The organism is Bacteroides sp. (assembly GCA_036351255.1).
In the GTDB taxonomy this organism is placed as follows: Bacteria; Bacteroidota; Bacteroidia; order Bacteroidales; family UBA7960; genus UBA7960.
In genome coordinates, this window is sequence record JAZBOS010000115.1 from 33,431 (window position 1) to 51,561 (window position 18,131).

The 18,131-nt window shown below is 51.2% G+C and carries 9 protein-coding genes and 1 tRNA gene; 7 read left to right on the top strand and 3 right to left on the bottom strand.

Features of this window, described 5'->3' with window-relative positions; translation table 11 throughout:
* Positions 1–3: 3 nt before the first annotated feature.
* On the top strand, positions 4–7,221 hold the full coding sequence (sprA, locus tag V2I46_11485; protein MEE4178119.1) for a cell surface protein SprA: 7,218 nt from the start codon (positions 4–6) through the stop codon (positions 7,219–7,221).
* Between the two features lie 380 nt (positions 7,222–7,601).
* Here the strand turns inward: sprA and V2I46_11490 are convergent, their stop codons facing one another.
* Together V2I46_11490 and V2I46_11495 are read right to left on the bottom strand one after the other, a co-directional pair.
* Positions 7,602–8,531 (bottom strand): SDR family oxidoreductase, encoded by a 930-nt coding sequence (locus V2I46_11490; protein MEE4178120.1) that lies wholly within the window; start codon positions 8,529–8,531, stop codon positions 7,602–7,604.
* 38 nt (positions 8,532–8,569) lie between these two features.
* Positions 8,570–9,229: a phosphoadenylyl-sulfate reductase gene (locus V2I46_11495; GenBank protein MEE4178121.1), complete on the bottom strand. Its 660-nt coding sequence runs from the start codon at positions 9,227–9,229 to the stop codon at positions 8,570–8,572.
* A gap of 211 nt (positions 9,230–9,440) precedes the next feature.
* Here V2I46_11495 and V2I46_11500 point away from each other — a divergent pair, with 211 nt between their 5' ends.
* The 4 genes from V2I46_11500 (at position 9,441) to V2I46_11515 (ending at position 14,869) form a co-directional block, all read left to right on the top strand.
* Positions 9,441–11,801: a hypothetical protein gene (locus tag V2I46_11500; GenBank protein MEE4178122.1), complete on the top strand. Its 2,361-nt coding sequence runs from the start codon at positions 9,441–9,443 to the stop codon at positions 11,799–11,801.
* 245 nt (positions 11,802–12,046) lie between these two features.
* Positions 12,047–13,147, top strand: coding sequence for a chorismate mutase (locus V2I46_11505; GenBank protein ID MEE4178123.1), 1,101 nt, complete (start codon positions 12,047–12,049; stop codon positions 13,145–13,147).
* A gap of 10 nt (positions 13,148–13,157) precedes the next feature.
* Positions 13,158–14,213 (top strand): thiamine-phosphate kinase, encoded by a 1,056-nt coding sequence (gene thiL, locus V2I46_11510; GenBank protein MEE4178124.1) that lies wholly within the window; start codon positions 13,158–13,160, stop codon positions 14,211–14,213.
* Between the two features lie 23 nt (positions 14,214–14,236).
* Entirely contained in the window at positions 14,237–14,869 is a 633-nt protein-coding gene (locus tag V2I46_11515) for a ribonuclease H family protein (protein MEE4178125.1), read from the top strand.
* 121 nt (positions 14,870–14,990) lie between these two features.
* On the opposite strand, the gene V2I46_11520 is transcribed toward V2I46_11515, so the two are convergent.
* Positions 14,991–15,063: transfer RNA gene (locus V2I46_11520), tRNA-Phe, on the bottom strand.
* A gap of 331 nt (positions 15,064–15,394) precedes the next feature.
* Here V2I46_11520 and V2I46_11525 point away from each other — a divergent pair.
* Together V2I46_11525 and V2I46_11530 are read left to right on the top strand one after the other, a co-directional pair.
* The gene (locus V2I46_11525; protein MEE4178126.1) at positions 15,395–16,675 is read left to right on the top strand and encodes a hypothetical protein; all 1,281 of its coding nucleotides are present in this window, start codon (positions 15,395–15,397) and stop codon (positions 16,673–16,675) included.
* 23 nt (positions 16,676–16,698) lie between these two features.
* On the top strand, positions 16,699–18,126 hold the full coding sequence (locus V2I46_11530; GenBank protein ID MEE4178127.1) for a tetratricopeptide repeat protein: 1,428 nt from the start codon (positions 16,699–16,701) through the stop codon (positions 18,124–18,126).
* Positions 18,127–18,131: the final 5 nt, after the last annotated feature.

An 18,131-nucleotide genomic window follows, 5' to 3' on the forward strand; every position in this document is an offset into this window, starting at 1 on the left:
TTGGTGTTTATTAGGCGAGTTGTTATTGTATTTTTAGGGGCCTGGTTATTTGGGGCCCTTGCCTTGTTTGCGCTGGACGCCTTCTCAGTTGGAGTCTCAGCAGGACAGTTGCAACAACCCCCCGTTGTTACGCAGGATACCCTGCAGCCCGTTGAACCGGTTACCCTTCCATATCCCTATGAAGATGAGGATCAATACACTATTTACGAATCTCCCCAGGGAGGGTTTTATTTAGCCGATCCGCCCAACGTCACCACCGATATCAACTATGACCCGGAATCGGGGATGTATGTCAAGACCCGCAAGGTGGGCGACCGTATGATTGGCCGCCCTGTATACATCAGTTTTGAAGATTACCTTGCATACGATTTCGACCACGCACTTCAGCAGTACTGGAGAGATAAGGCTACCCCCCAGGGTTTTGAGCGCCGCGAAGGGGTGATTCCTGAGATTTATGTTGGCGGAGAATTGTTCGACCGCATTTTTGGGGGCAGCACCATTGACATCCGACCCACCGGTTCAGCTGAACTGATCTTTGGCGTCATGTCGAACCGCCGCGACGACCCTTCGCTGGACGAGAAAAGACGACGTACCACTAATTTTGATTTCCAGCAAAAGATCCAGCTGAGCGTTCAGGCCAAGATCGGGGAAAAAATTGACATCCAGAGCAACTACAACACCGAGGCCACCTTCGACTTTGAGAACCGCATGAAGGTGGAATACCGGGGAACAGAAGATGAAATTCTGCAATTGGTGGAAGCGGGCGACGTGACGCTGCCACTGCCCGGGACGCTGATTACGGGAACACAGGGGTTGTTTGGTTTCAAGACCCAGATGCGTTTTGGCAACACCACCGTTACCAGTGTCTTCTCGCAACAAAAGACAGAGTCATCAACGATCGAAGTCTCGGGCGGCGCGCAGACGACCCAGTTTGAGATCAAGGCCGATGAATATGAGGAAAACCGCCACTATTTCATCGGGCAATTCTTCCGGAACAAATATGATGAGGCCATGTCAATGCTGCCCATCATCAATTCGAATATCAACATCACCCGGCTGGAGGTGTGGATCACCAATATTGGGGCTGCCACCGAAAACAACCGTAACATCGTTGCCATGGCCGACCTTGGGGAGTCGACCCCAAACAACCCCGCAGTGGGGAGTAGCTTCAACCCCGCGCCTTCCAACAACTCCAACAACATTTATTCGACACTTTTCGATTCCCCTGTCCGAGACCTGTCGCAGGCCAACAGCTATCTGCAGCAGCGTCCTGAAGGCTTTGTTTCGGGCACAGACTTTGAAAACGTTGAAAACGCCCGGCTACTGCGCACCAACGAATATACTTACAACCCCAAACTGGGTTTTATTTCACTGAATCAAGCCGTCAATCCCGACCAGGTGCTTGCAGTGGCTTTCCAGTATACCCTGATCGGTGACACCACGACTTACCAGGTGGGTGAATTCTCAAACGAGGTCAATGCCCCCAACTCGCTCATCGTAAAGTTGCTGAAGAGTACTGCGGTTGACACGCGTCTGCCCATCTGGGACCTGATGATGAAAAACGTTTACAGTCTGGGGGCCTTCCAGATCAACGCCCAGGACTTTCGGCTGAACATCCTGTATGACAGTGAGGAACTGGGCGTAAACGTAGGCTTTATCGATGAGGGACCGATATCGGGCCAGCCGCTGATCCGGGTGATGGGTCTTGATCGCCTGAACACACAACTCGACCCCATTCCCGATGGGGTGTTTGACTTTGTGGACCAGGCGGCCACGCAGGGGGGTACCATACAGTCGAGTAACGGTCGCATTTATTTCCCGGTGGCGGAGCCCTTCGGGTCGCACCTGCGCGAAATGCTGCAGGACCCGGAACTGGGTGACAAATACGCCTTCGATTCCCTGTATACCACCACCAAATACCGTGCACAGCAGTTTCCTGAGCGCAACCGTTTTATGCTGGAGGGCACCTACAAGTCCTCGTCGGGCTCTGAGATCCCCTTGAATGCAATCAACGTTCCCCCGGGCTCAGTGATCGTAACGGCTGGTGGACAACCGCTGACCGAGAATGTGGACTTTACCGTGGATTATACCCTTGGCCGCGTAAGGATCATCAACGAAGGGATCCTCAACTCGGGCACACCCATACGCATTTCGCTGGAAAGCGCCAGCCTGTTTAACATACAGACGAAGACCCTGATGGGAACCCATATCAATCACCGCATCAGCGATAACTTCAATGTGGGTGCCACCATCATGCGCCTGTCAGAGCGACCGCTGACACAAAAGGTGAACTATGGGGATGAACCGATTGCCAATACCATCTGGGGACTGAACACGACTTATTCCACCGAGTCGCTGCTGCTCACCAAAGTGCTTGACAAGCTCCCGTTCTTCAGCAGCAATACCGCGTCGCGCCTAACTTTCGTGGGTGAATTTGCCAACCTGATCCCCGGGCATTCGCGCCGAATAGGCAGCGCCGGAACGGCTTATATCGACGATTTTGAAGGCAGTAAGTCGTCAATCGATTTAAAAAATGTGCAGACCTGGTTCATTGCCAGCACACCCCAGAATCAGCTCATGTCGGGGATGTTTCCAGAAGGTGCACCGGGAACGGATTTAGCCTTCCGTTACAATGTAGCCCGACTGGCATGGTATATCATCGACCCCTTGTTTACCCGGGTAAGCAACCTGACGCCCACCCATTTACGCAATGACGTCAATCAGCGGTCGAACCACTTTGTCAGGGAAGTGCTCGAAACCGAGATATGGCCCAACAAGGAAAGTCCCACGGGCATCCCCTCGCCCATTGCCATTATGAACATGGCGTTTTATCCCAGTGAAAGAGGACAATATAACTATGATGCACTTTCCTCGCCATACAGCAGGGGGATAGCCCAGGACGGCAGCCTGATTGACCCGGAAACACGCTGGGGGGGAGTGCAAAGAGGCTTACAGACAACAGATTTTGAAGCATCGAACATCGAGTACATTGAGTTCTGGATGATGGATCCCTTTGTTTACAATCCGGAGCATACGGGAGGGGATCTGTATTTTAACCTTGGGGATGTCTCAGAAGACGTGCTGCGCGATGGCCGCAAGGCATTTGAGAACGGCTTGCCCGTTACCGAAGAAATGATCAATGTTGACACCACTTTTTGGGGCATCGTACCCACAGTGCAGGCGGTGGTCAATGCTTTCGACAACGACCTCGCTTCCCGGCAATATCAGGATGTGGGCCTTGACGGCTTAAGTGTGGAACGCGAACGGGAATTTTTCGCTGAACAGTTTTTGGATGTGATCGCCAATCTTTTTGGCACCTCTTCGCTGGCTTACCAGCAGTCGCTGGAGGATCCGTCTTCCGACCTGTATCATTACTATCGCGGCACCAACTACGATGCGGAGGAGGTGAGCATCCTGGACCGTTACAAGCGTTACAACGGCAACGAGCGCAATAGTCCGACAGCGGAGCAGTCGCCTGAGGCTTATCCCACCTCAGCCACCAATCTTCCCAACACCGAAGATATCAACCGCGACGGAACGCTGAACGAAGCGGAACGTTATTTCCAGTACAAGGTGAGTCTGCGTCCTGAAGACATGGTTTCGGGGCAGAACTATATCACCGATGTGATGGAAACCAGCGTTAGGCTGGCGAACAATGAAGTGGAGAATATCCGCTGGTACCAGTTTAAGATCCCCCTTCGCGACCCCAACCGTCAGGCTGTGGGCAACATCCAGGATTTCAAGTCGATTCGTTTCCTGCGCATGTTTTTCAAGGGCTTTGAAGAACCTATTATTTGCCGTTTTGCCACCCTGGAACTGGTACGCGGAACCTGGCGCACCTATGACCGTTCGCTGACCAGCCCCGGTGAATATGTGCCCATTGATAATGACGACACTTCTTTCGAGGTGTTTACGGTCAACCTGGAAGAGAATGGTCAGCGTTCGCCGGTGCCCTATGTGTTGCCTCCCGGCATTGAACGCGAGATCGACCTGGGCACCACGACCCTGCAGCAGCGCAATGAGCAGTCACTGTCGCTGCGCGTCTTCGGCCTGAAGGACGGAGATGCCCGTGCCGTTTACAAGACATCCGATCTGGATGTTCGCCAATACAACCGCCTGAAGATGTTCGCTCACGCGGAAGCTGCCGGCCAAACCGAAGACCTGAGCGATGACGAACTAACGGTGTTTGTCAGGCTGGGATCGGACTTTACGAGCAACTATTATGAATACGAGGTCCCCCTCAGGGTTACGGCCTGGAATACCAGCGCCCTCAATGAGCGAGGCATCTGGCCCGAAGAGAATGAGATAGACCTGGAATTCAACAAACTGCAGGAGTTGAAACTGCTGCGCAACTCGCTTTCGCGCGATGCTTCCACTGGGGTAACCATGACGGTGCCTTTCACCCAGCCCGATGGTAACAACAAAATGACCATTGTTGGTACCCCTACGCTGAGCAGCATAAAGGTGATCATGGTGGGTGTACGCAATCCCCGCAAGACTTTCACAACACCCCTTGACGATGGCCGTCCCAAATCGGCAGAGGTGTGGGTCAACGAGTTACGCCTCTATGAATTTGATGACCAGGGAGGCTGGGCTGCCAACGGCCGCCTCAATGCCACGCTGGCTGATTTGGGTAATGTAACCCTGGCCGGTTTTTTAAGTACGCCGGGATTTGGTGGCATTGAACAAAAGGTAAACGAACGTTCGAAAGAGCAGCTTACCTCCTACGACCTGGCCACCAACCTGGAACTGGGGCGTTTCTTCCCGCAGGATTTCGGGCTGCGCATCCCCATGCACTTCAGCTTCTCGGAAGCCATCAGCAACCCGCAATATAACCCGCTGAACCCTGATATCCTTTTCAAGGATGATCTGGATACCTATGAGACCGAAGCTGAGCGCGACTCCATCCGCCACCTGGCGCAGGACTATACAAGACGCAAGAGCCTTAACTTCACCAATGTGGCCAAGAACCGAACCGGCGGAGGCCCCTCGAGGATCTATGGCATAGAGAATTTTGACATGAGTTACGCTTTTACCGAGATTTATTCGCGGAGCGTGGACTTTGAATACGACTTGCAAAGGCAGTGGCGCGGCGCTTTGGGTTATAACTTTACAGCCAACCCCGATCCCGTGACCCCCTTTTCGAAGATAAACCTCTTCAGCCATAAGGCTTTTAGCCTGATCCGCGACTTCAACTTTTACTACATGCCCCGCATGCTGTCGTTCCGCACGAATATTGATAGGGGTTATGCTGAGTCGCTGATGCGCCCCAAGAGCACAGGCATCGTGCTTCTTGAGCCAAACTATGTGAAAACTTTTGCATGGAACAGGTTGTATGACTTACGGTGGGATCTCACCCGCGGCCTGAAACTGGAGTTCACTGCCACCAACAATGCCCGTATCGATGAGCCGGAAGGCCGTATCCAAAGGGGTCAGGATGATTACCAGTGGAAACGCGACTCCATTTGGGAGAACATACGCAGTTTCGGGCGCACCACCTTCTACAATCATCGCATGAAGGTTACCTATAATATCCCGATCAACAAACTTCCCTTGCTCGACTGGGTCAATGCCAATGCCGAATATGCCGGTAATTACGACTGGGCTGCTGCAGCCCTTGCAGCCCGGGAACTGGGCAACACGGTCGAAAACTCACAGACCAAGCGCCTCAACCTGAACGCTAACTTTGTCAACCTTTACAATAAAGTGGGCTTCCTTCGCGAAATCAATCAGAAGAGCCAGGCCAGTGCCGGGCCACGGCGACCCGGAGGCCGGCCCCGTCCACCACAAGAGGAAGAGCAACAACAGGATACCCTTCCACCGGAACGTCCTGATTACGGGAAAATCCTTTTTGAAGGCACCATGCGATTCCTGATGGGGTTCCGCAACCTGTCCATCAATTTCACCGAAAGCAATGGTACGCGCCTTCCAGGCTTTGTTCCTACCCCTGGACTGCTGGGACAGAACTGGACACTGATGTCTCCGGGTACAGGCTTTATTTTCGGAAGCCAGGAAGACATCCGCGAACAGGCGGCACGGGAAGGGTGGCTCACCACCAACCCCATGCTCAACAATGCGTTTGCAAAAAATCATACGCAGAACATCTCGGCCAGAAGCCAGTTTGAGCCCCTGCCTAACCTGCGGGTAGAATTTACCGCTATCCGAAACTATGCCCTGTCGCGCTCCGAATATTTCAAAGCCGACTCATTGGGTAACTTTGGGTCATTCAGTCCCATGGAAACGGGTAGCTTCAGCATTTCGTTCTTCTCTTTCAAGACTACGTTTGAATCGTTCGACAACCGTTTCAACACCTCCGAGAACTTCGAGAATTTTAAGGAATACCGTCAGCAAATCGCCTTCCGTTTGGCAGACCGGAACCCTAACTGGGACCAGACCACCGATTCCATCACCGGGTTCCCAACGGGTTATGGACCCACCTCGCAGGATGTCATGATCCCTGCCTTTATGGCGGCATACGCAGGCTGGGATCCCTCAGGCTCATCGCTGTCGCCCTTCCTGAAAATTCCCATGCCAAGCTGGCGTCTGACCTACGATGGCCTTTCCAAGATCCCTGCCTTGCAGAAATACTTCCAGAACGTGACCATTGCACACGGCTACCGGAGCACCTTCAACATTGGAAACTTCACCTCCGATATCCGCTACCGCGAATCGGCCGACGGCTTCCAGCAGGCACGCGAAGCCACTTCGGGAAACTACATTTCGGAATACGAGATCTCGCAGGTATCCATCAGCGAACAGTTCAACCCGCTGATAAACTTCGACATGACCTGGCAGAACAGCCTGCTGACGCGTTTCGAATATCGCAAGTCGAGAGACATCGGCCTGAGCTTTGCCAACAACCAGATCACAGATGTAAGCAGCAACGAGATCATCGTGGGAACGGGTTACCGCTTCCGCGACCTGGCCTTTAACATCTCACAGGGCGGAGGCCGTCAGCGCATCGAAAGCGACCTGGTGCTGCGCTTTGATCTCTCGATCCGCACCAACCGCACCGTGCTGCGCAAGCTGGTGGAAGATGTGGACCTGATCTCTGCAGGCCAGCGTACCTTCTCGATCAATACTTCGGCTGATTACCAGGTAAGCCCCAGGGTGAATTTCCGCCTCTTCTACGACAGGGTCTTCACCAATCCCTTTGTGTCGAACCAGTTTACCAACGTCAACACCAATGCCGGCTTTAGCTTGCGGTTTATGCTGATGTAAAGCAGGCAAGCCATAAAAAAACAAAAGGCTGTCTCACAACGCGGAGACAGCCTTTTTCATTTTACCCCCGAGAAATTAAAGAAGGCTCACCTCACCCCCTTTGTTCTCAATCAATCTTGAATATTGCTCCCAGTCCAGGTCGTAAAGATCCCCTTTCAAGGCTATACCCGGACCTAAGTTCAAACGTATCTGACACGTAGTTCAGACGTAGTTCAGACGTGTAAAACCGTTTATACTACGTCTTAACTACGTCTGAACTACGTCTGAACTACGTTTAAACTCCGAATAAGAAATGGACCAGACAGGGTTGTGCCTGGACCTTACGAGCAGTTTATTTTCTTTCGGAGATCGCCTGGATATTAAGCTCCTGGGGATTAATCCTAGCTGCTAAAGGAAGAGAAGGAGAACTTATCCTTTAGGTGAATCAATTCTTCTTTCATGATGACAGGGGGGAGGGACAGCAGCTTTTGAATGCGAAGGTCGGGCGCTAACTTGATTTCACGCATTACCAGGTGCTGGTTGACAAAGATCATATCCAGGGAAGGATAGATTTCTTTAATGAGCCCTGCAATGGATTCAATGGAGACATTGTGCTCGCTGAGGTTGTAAGTTCCGGAAGGCAGATCCTCGCGGAGCAGGTTGGCAAGTACGTTCACCACTTTGTCGACGTGGATGAAAGCCCTCTGCTGTTTTCCGTTGCCGGTGATCTGGATGCGTCCGATAAAATTGGCTTCAAACATAAAACGGTTGATGACTGCATCCACCCGGATGCTGGGACTGTAGCCATAAACGTTTCCGCAACGGATGACCCAGGTATTCATCTTGTCAAAGAGGCGCTCCACGTGGGCCTCGCCCCGCAATTTGCTGTTGCCGTAAAAAGTCCGGGGGTCGGGCGGGGTATCGATGGTGATCATTTCGTCGGAAGCACCGTATACAGAGGTGGTGCTTAGATAAACAAAGCGCTTCACCTGGCTTTCTTCGACGGCATAGACCAGTTCGGCCGTGCCCCAGTGGTTGATCTGCTCGAAAAGGTGTGAATGCTCTGAGGCAAGGGGGGTGGAAACCTTGGCGGCGAGGTGATAGACCACATCAATATCCTCGAGCACTTTTCGCAGATTGCGCGAATCGAGCAATTCGCCCATGATGAACTTGATCTTGTGCGGCTCGTAGCGGTGGTCGAGAAAGAGGTTGTGGTTGCGCCTGCTCAGGTTGTCGTAAACTACGATCTTTTCGACTGCGGGATCTTTCAGCAGTTCAAAAATCAGTTCATTGCCAATATAACCAGCTCCTCCGGTGATCAGGATCTTCATCTCAGGTCAATTTAATTATCTTTCTTTTCCTGCTGATTTCAGGCTTTTTTTTCAATCAGTTCGGCATTGAGGCCACACTCGGTTTTCTTTTGTCCGAACCACCTGCCCCCGCGCCCATCTCCTTTTTCAGCGGGGCGAGTGCAAGGCTCGCATCCAATGCTGGTGTAGCCCTTCTCTTCCAGGGGGTGACGGGGCAGGCCAAAACGTTCAATGTATTCTTCCACCATATCCCTTGTCCAGTGCAACACCGGATGATAACGGAGGGTGTTTTTCTGTACCATAAGTTCTTCCTGCATTTGCTGGCGGTGGCTGTTCTGATCGGCACGCACCCCGTTAATCCAGACATCATAAAGCTCCAGCAGGCCCTCCACAGGCTGCACCTTGTTGAGATAGCAGCAATAGTCGGGATCGGAAGTAAAAAGAAGGGTCCCTTCCCGGTTGCGCTGCATGATCTTGGGCACCAGTGGAAAAAGATCTATCACGCGCAGCCCGAAAGCGGCCGCCACCTCCTCCTTGTATAAAATGGTTTCGGGAAAATGGTAACCAGTATTGATAAAATATACCGGTATGCTGCGGTCAATGCGGCTTAGGATGTGCAGCAGCACCACGCTGTGGGTCTGGAAGCTGGAGGTGGAAAACAAGCGTTTGCCAAGCTCAAGGTAGTGTTCAATCTTATATTGAATGGAGGAAATATCCATTATTAAGCCAGCTTGTTGCAGAACAAATGTAACAATAATTTTCAGGCTGTTTCCAGGGGAAAAAGCCCTTCCTTTATTTCAGGTTAACAGCAACGGGGATAAATCGCAGGCACAGTTATTGCAAAGAGCAGGGAAATCAATACCTTTATTGATCAAAGATCCAGCATCCCTTTATGAGGGTTTGAAGGGGGTGCCCGTAAGAAATTGCTGAATGAAACGATTCTCCCACAACGTATGCTTATTTTGTTTACTGATCATGATGTTTCTGGTCGCAGGCCTGAAATTATCTGCACAGGAGAATCCTCCCCTCAGGAGTTCTAATGGTAATATGATAAACCCCCACGGGCAATACCGGGTCCTGAATCTTTTTATCAACATCATTTATGATGAGACCCCGCATATCGACCCCATCCAAAAGCCGAATGACATCTGGCCGGAAGCCATCCAGGAAGGCATCAACACCGATGCACCTGCCTACCTGGAGCAGTTTATGGACACGGAGTTCTATGCTTCGGGCGGCTACGGGGTCATGACCCGGCTGTATCGCGAGTCCTCCTTCGATCGGTTGGTTTTGCTGGGTGATTTTATGGTGGTCAACATCAGGCAATCGGAAATCCCAAAAAGCAATGACCGTTATTTCGGAAAGGAGCTGGGTCAGTTTTCACTGACCTTGCTGGTCAGGGCTGCCATCAGCCTCATCAATGAAAATGGGGGGCTGAAAACCATTTACGGCCACAACGATATGGCAGAATACGACACCTTTACCCCATCAGGCATGGGTAAGCCCAAGGCAATGGAACCCAACGGGAAGTTTGACTTCATCCAGATCATGACAAGGAATACGACCTATGTTGACACCACTTTTGTAAGGGATGGCAAAACGCTAACCCACAGGCTTCAATACGGGCAGCTGAGGTACGGGCAGGGCTGGGGAAACTATAAACCAGCCGATGAACTCAGAGCAGGAAATACCTTTTACGGCTACGACCTTGGAACCATCCAGTGTGTCGGCGATGTAAACTTTACGGACAACCCCACCAATATTATTCAGCACGAATTTTCGCACAACCTGTTTGGCGGCAACAACTTTCACGCCTCCGGGGGTAATCATTACACGGGCGGAGGCACCAACACCTTTTTCGGCACGGAAGGAGGCTATGGCCTGATGGGCAGCTACCATTCCGGGCTGGTGTCGTGCAATGGCTATGAACGCTGGCGCATGCAATGGACCAGCCAGGACTACAACCCCCGGGGATATCTCATCCAGGCTGGAGGGGAACCGGCGGATATCCGAAAGGAAGATGGTCCGAAGCGCTTTTTTCTGAGGGATTTTGTCACCACCGGGGATGCCATCCGGGTTTTGCTCCCCTATAAGGATGAAGGGGCATCTAACCAATACCTATGGCTCGAAAACCACCAGGTGGGGCTGAACAATAAGCTGGACTATCTGCAATATTCGCTGGATTTTTTCGGGGATACCCTGAACCCCTGCCGCCACACAGGAACACCGGGCATTTATGCTTACATTCAAGTAGGCAAGGATATTCTGGAAGGCACTTCCTCAGAGGTGTTTCCCTTTAACGAAACCGATAACCTTCGGGTTTTCAGCGCCGAGGGAAACTGGGACTTCGAACTGATGGAGGGGGAATATTCCTGCGTGGCCTACGATCACAACAGGCGAACGGAACTCCGGCTTAAGCCCAATCCCCTTTCAGGTTATCAGGATCAAACAACGCACTTTTTCCCGCCCGATGGACAGGATGTGATCCGCAGGGTGGACGGCGATGGCATCGCCATCAAATATTTCTCCCGGCGCGTAGGGGACAAGGACGTGTCTTATTCCTATTACGGGGATGACCTGGATGCCTTTACAGGAAAAACTGTACTCAACCTGGGCAGCAATCCCCCAGCGGCCAATGTGACGACTTTTTATGTAAACCAGCGCCATGAGGGGAATAACAATCACACCATCTCCAGCCAAAACATCAATACCTCGCACATTTATCTCAGCGGTTTAAGGGTCGAAATGGAAGCGCTCAGCCAGGGCAACTTCAGGGTGGAAATAAGCTGGGACGATTACGAGGTGGCAGACGATGTCCGCTGGACCGGAAACATTGTTGTGAAAGAAAAAGTCACTGTAAAGGAAAACCGCATCATTGAACTAAACCAAAGCCTGACCCCAAATCAGATCACCCGTGACACCGTTTCGGGTTTATTTGCAAAACCAACGGTACTGACCCTGGAGGGAAGTTCAGCCTTCATCCTGAAGGAGCGGTCAAAAGTACGACTAAGCCAGGGCTCTTCACTGGTGCTGAAACCAGGCAGCCTGCTTTCGATCGGCGACGGGGCCACATTGATCGTTGGCACAGGCGACACCCTCAGAATATCATCACAGGCCAGGGTTCAAATCCCCGGCAACGGAAGGATACGGGTTAACAGGGGTGGTGTGGTCTGCCTGGAAGAAGGGGCGGAATTGCTGTTGGGAAAAGGCCGGCGAAACTTCAGGCTCCACCGGAAGTCGGTCATTCCTGCTGGCTTTGTTGACCCGAAGGAACTCCCGGCTTACCGGTAAGCGGGAAACAAAACCCGTTCCCCAGTCATTCATCTGGCAGCCTTCCTGCCTGCTGAAATAAATTATTATCCAGCCTAAATCATTACCCCGGGCATCTTTTGGTGAACTGCAATATCCTAAAAGCTGCTCTCAGCCATGATCTTAACCCAGGTCTATTATTGAAAACACTGCTGAACCATTTATCCGTCTGAATGTTGTAATTTTGCACAGAAAAGCCCTTGCTGGTAAACCAAAAACCATGTTCCATGCCGGCCGTTGACGCCATAAAATTCCGTCCCCTGACTTCCTGGATCAAACCGGTGAGCACCCCTTTTCTAATCTCGGGTCCCTGCAGTGCCGAGAGTCGGCGCCAGGTGATGGAAACGGCTTTGGGCCTTGCTGCCACGGGAATGGTAAGTGTGATGCGGGCAGGGGTGTGGAAGCCCCGAACCCGTCCCCGTTCTTTTGAAGGCAGGGGTGAAGAGGCCCTACAGTGGCTGGTGGAGGCCCGCGATGCCACGGGACTGCCCATTGCGGTGGAGGTAGCCTCGCCCGCCCACCTGGAGCTGTGCCTGAAATATGATATTGACATGGTCTGGATTGGTGCCCGCACTAGCGTGAACCCCTTTTCTGTTCAGGAAATCGCAGATGCCCTTTTTGGTACTGAGATGCCCGTGCTGGTGAAGAATCCCATCAACCCCGACCTGAAACTCTGGATTGGCGCCATTGAACGCATCTACCATTCTGGCATCGACCGCATCATTGCCGTTCACCGGGGTTTTAACACTTACGACGACAGCGTGTTTCGCAACGTGCCCCTCTGGGAAATCCCCATTGAACTCAAACGAACTTTCCCGGGCCTGCCTATTATCTGCGACCCCAGCCACATCAGCGGAAGCCGGCGCCTGCTGCTTCAGGTGGCCCAAAATGCCATCGACCTGGATTATGATGGGCTGATGATTGAGTCGCACTGTAATCCGGAAAAAGCCCTTACTGATGCAAGTCAGCAGGTAACTCCCGAGGACCTGTTCGACCTGATCAGCCACCTGGTGGTCAGACGCGCCGGATGCGTAAAGGGCGAAGCAACACGCCAGCTGGAAGCCTATCGCAGACAAATCGACGAAATTGACCGGAACATTCTCTATTTCCTTTCCAAGCGCATGGAGATCGTGGAAAAGATCGGGCAATTAAAAAAAAGCAACGACATCACTATCCTGCAGATCCGCCGCTGGAACAATATTTTTCGCGACCGCATGAAGCGCGGGCAGGACCTTGGGATCGACCCGGCCTTCCTGCGCACCCTGCTCGAAATGGTCCACCAGCAGTCCATCGAGCTTCAAAACCGCATAATGAACGAAAACAGCTAATTTTGTGCCCATGAGTGAACACGAAAAGAAAGCCCTGACCGATATTTCCAGCTTGGGTGAGTTCAGGCTTATTGACCACCTGACCAAAAACATCCAATTAAAGAATCCCGGAACGCTGAAAGGCGTTGGCGATGATGCCGCAGTGCTCGAAACCGGACAGGAGATCATGCTGGTCTCAAAAGACCTGCTGGTGGAAGGGGTCCACTTCGATATCGTTTACACCCCGCTGAAACATCTGGGATATAAGGCTGTGGCCGTCAACCTTTCCGACATTTATGCTATGAACGGGACGCCGGCCCAGGTAATCATTGGCCTGGCCGTCTCGAGCCGCTATTCGCTTGAAGCCCTCGAAGAACTCTACGAAGGCATGCTGCTGGCCTGCGAAAAATACGGGGTGGATATGGTTGGTGGCGACACCACGGCCAGCCCATCAGGGATGGTTCTTTCGGTTACAGTCATAGGGCACGCGCCAAAGGAGAAGGTGGTTTACCGGGGAGGCTCGGCAGTGAACGACCTGATTTGTGTGAGTGGAAGCCTGGGTGGCGCTTATTGCGGATTGCTGGTTTTGAAACGTGAAAAGGCCGCCTTCAAGGGGAATCCCGATGTTCAGCCCGACCTGGGTAGTTATGAACACGTGCTGGAGCGACAGTTAAAGCCTGAGCCCCGACGGGATATTGTGGATATGCTCAGTAAGGCCGGAGTAATGCCCAGTTCAATGATTGACATCTCTGATGGATTGGCTTCTGAGGTGATGCACCTTTGCAAAAACTCAGGCAATGGTGCTGTCATTTACGAAGAGCACATCCCCATTGATCAGCGTATGGCTGCCGTGGCGCATGAATTCAATATCGACCCCACCACCTGTGCCCTCAGCGGGGGAGAAGACTACGAACTGCTGTTTACCGCCCGCCAGGAAGATTATGAAAAGATAAAAGAACTGGAAAGCATTAGAATTATTGGCCATATGGCAGATGCCTCCCAGGGAGCCCACCTCGTTACCACTTCCGGGCAGTGGATCGAATTGACTGCCCAGGGCTGGGACGGCCTGCGAAAAAGGGAAGATTAATCTCCCCGAAAAAACAGACAGGCATGCCGAAAAAAAAATATTATGTAGTATGGGCCGGGCATCAAACCGGCGTTTTCGACAATTGGAACGAATGCCGGAAGGCCGTCCATGGTTTTGAAGGCGCCCGCTACAAGTCGTTCGAAACCCTGGAGCAGGCTAAAAAAGCTTACCAGGACAACCCGTTTCAGCATATTGGCAAAAAGGCCGCCCCGTCTCCGCCCGACCCTGAGAAAATAAAGGCCGTTGGCATGCCCATTGAGAACAGCCTTTCGGTTGATGCCGCCTGCAACATGACCACCGGCGACATGGAATACCGCGGGGTTTATACTGCCAGCAAGACATTGCTCTTTAAGCAGGGGCCATTCCCCAAAGCATCAAACAACATTGGGGAATTCCTGGCACTGGTGCATGCCCTGGCCTGGTGTCAAAAGAATAAACTGAAACTACCCATTTATTCCGATTCGAAAACGGCCATGGCCTGGGTAAGAAACAAACACGCCAAAACCAAAGTGGAGGAAAACAGCCAGAATGAAGCGCTTTTTGACCTGATCGACCGGGCTGAATACTGGCTGAAAAATAATAACTGGGAAAACCCTATCCTGAAATGGGAAACCGAAGTGTGGGGAGAGATTCCGGCAGATTATGGAAGAAAATGATGGAATCAAGGATCTTACCCCCGGAAACCGGGATTCCAAACCTGATCTGAAACAACCCTTAATCCAAAAATATCTTACTGTATAAAGCACGAAAGGACAACCTGTGAGGCTGTCCTTTGCGTGGTACCACCCGGAATCGAACCAGGGACACACGGATTTTCAGTCCGTTGCTCTACCAACTGAGCTATGGTACCTTTGTCGTTTTTTTTGACGCTGCAAATTTAAGTAAACATTTTTAATTTCAGCAGGTTTTTTTGCAAATGGAGCCCGTAATGTAATTTTTCCTACCTTTGTTGCTCATTTTCAACGAACAATGTTAGTTTTGTTCTGAGTTTTTTTCAAGCCACACTTATTTTGAAATACGATCATACGGGCCATTCCCTCCCCATTATTATACCGTTTCCGGGTGATTTATGGTTTTTTAGCAGTTGTCACCATCATTTTATTTTGACAAAAACCTAAAAAATAGGATATTTGCAGTCAATTTTTAACAGCCCCGAAGGGTTAACCAACTTCATAACGATAATGTCTTTTTCCCATACAGGCAGGTCTTACAGGCAAATATTTACCCTGGTAATCCTGTTATTGCTTCTGTTCCCGGCCAGAGCCCAGACACGTATCACCTCACCCTACTCCCGCTTTGGGGTAGGCGAGCTGATGTTTAATCAGAATTTCCGCAACATGGGAATGGGGGGCATTGGGGTTGGTTACCGCTCCAATAACTCGGTCAACGACGTCAACCCGGCTTCCTATACCGCAATCGATTCCACCTCTTTTGTTTTCGAAGCCCTGGCCTTTTCGCACTTTTATGATCAGCGCACCCAGACCGAGAAACAAATGGGGAACTACACCTCCCTGGCCAACCTGGCCTTTTCTTTTCCCATCAAACGCTGGTGGGGTATCGGTGCAGGGCTTAAGCCATTCAGTGCAGTGGGCTACAAGGTGATGAGCAGCTCGGTGGACGACCAGGTTGGAACCATCAACTACCTCTATGAGGGCAGTGGTGGCATTAACCAGGTTTTTATCGGCAACTCATTCAGGATCTTCAAGGGGCTTTCTGTGGGGGTGAATACCTCCTACCTGTTTGGAAGCATGGAGCGCCACACCACTGTTAACTCCGATTCCACCGGATTTTTCCAGACCAACCAAATCAAGGCCAACCAAGTCAATGACTTTTATTTTGGTTTCGGCGCCCAATACCATCATAAAATTTCCGATACCCGAAACATTACCTTTGGCGCCACCTTTGGCCCCGGTACTTCCATAAGTACCCGTGAAATGGAAACCGTTCAGCGCCTGCTGCCCGGCTTTACAAGCTACGATACCATCAGCCATTATGAAGGGGTAAAGGGAAGTCTCTATCTCCCCTCCTACTGGGGTGCTGGGGTGTTTGCCCGCCTCAACAGCCAATGGGCTGGCGGACTGGACTTCCAATGGCAGAACTGGGAAAAATTTGAGATATTTGATGCCCAGGAGAACCTGAACAACACTTACAATATTGCATTGGGTGTGAAACACAACCCCAATGTTCAGACTTACTCCAACTTCCTGAGTCGCCTTGAATATCAAGCTGGATTACGCTATGGACAAACCTATCTTAACCTTAACGAACAAGCCATAAATGAGTTTGGCATAAGTTTTGGTATAAGTATGCCTATAAGGAGAACACTCAATGGCCTGAATGTAAGTTTTGAACTTGGCCAGCGAGGTTCAACCGAAAATAACCTGATTAAGGAGAATCTTTACCGAATAAACATCGGTGTAAACGTTCACGAAAGGTGGTTTGTAAGGCGGAGATTCTACTAAAAGATAACAAAAACCACAATACAATGAAAACGAATCGCTATCTCATCTTAACTGCCGCATTGGTCTTCTTTGGGCTGAGCGGATGCCTTGCCGGGTCAAAAGCCAGTGCTGGTGGAGCAGACATGGTGTTGGTTGAAAATGCTAACGAAACAGAAGAAGTTTCTTTCGATGAGGCTTTGGATGCTGCACTGATGGACCAACCCCGTTATGGCAATGACAGTGTTAAGTGTGTTACCAATTGGTCCTTGTATGCTGAATACTACAAGCAGCGGAACTATCCCATGTCCATTGACCCCTGGCGCTGGATGTTCTTCAACTGCCCCCTTGCAACCCAAAACCTTTATATACACGGTGCCACCCTGGTGAAGTTCATGTATCAGAATGAAACTGACCCCATCAAAAGGGAAGCCTATGTTGACACCCTGATGATGGTTTATGATCAGCGCATCCAGTATTTCAATCGTGAAGGCTATGTGCTTGGACGCAAGGTGGCCGACCTTTATGTTTTCCGGCCCAACGAAGCCCAGAGCCATTATGATATCTCTGAACGCTCCATCGAACTGGAAGCCAATGGCTCACAGGCCGATGTGCTGCTGATCAACTTCCAGGCTACCATTCGTTTGGCAGAAGCTGGTTTGCTCGACCCTGAAAAAATTGTCATTAACTATGACCGGGCCATGGACTACATTGATTTCAACCTGTTGAACAACCCGGAAGACTCCATTTATTTTAACCCTGCCAAGAATAATATTGAGGCCTTGTTTGAGCCCTATGCCAGCTGCGAAAACCTGGTTAAAATATACACCCCACGTTTTGAAGCCAGTCCAGAAGACCCCGAATTGCTCGACAAGATCACCTTTATGCTGGACCGCTCGGGATGTACCGGCGAAGAGTTGTTTTACAAGGCCACTCGGAATTTCCACAAGTTAAATCCTACTGCTCAGTCTGCTTTCCTGATGGGCCGCCTGGAGAATAATCTGGAGAACTATGCCGATGCGCTGGAATATTATGAGCAAGCCATCGAACTGGGCGCTGACCAGGACGAACCTGATAAGTTCACTACTTATATGCTGATGGCCGATCTGTTATATCGTAACCTCAACAGGATGTCACAAGCCCGCACCTATGCTCTCAGGGCCGCTGAAGTAAACCCTGATGATGGACGTCCCTACCTACTCATTGGCGAATTGTATGCCGCCAGCGCCCGCAGTTGCGGAACCGATGAGGTCTCTACCGGCGCCGTTTACTGGGCCGCTGTCGACAAGTTTATCCGTGCGCGCAATGTGGATGACGACCCCGATGTCGTTGCTCGTGCCAACCAGTTAATATCAACGTTCTCACAGTATTTTCCCAATAATGAGATCCTGTTCTTCCACGGGCTGGATGGCGGAAAATCATACAATGTGGGATGCTGGATCAACGAAACCACTACTGCACGCCCAAGACCCTAACACAT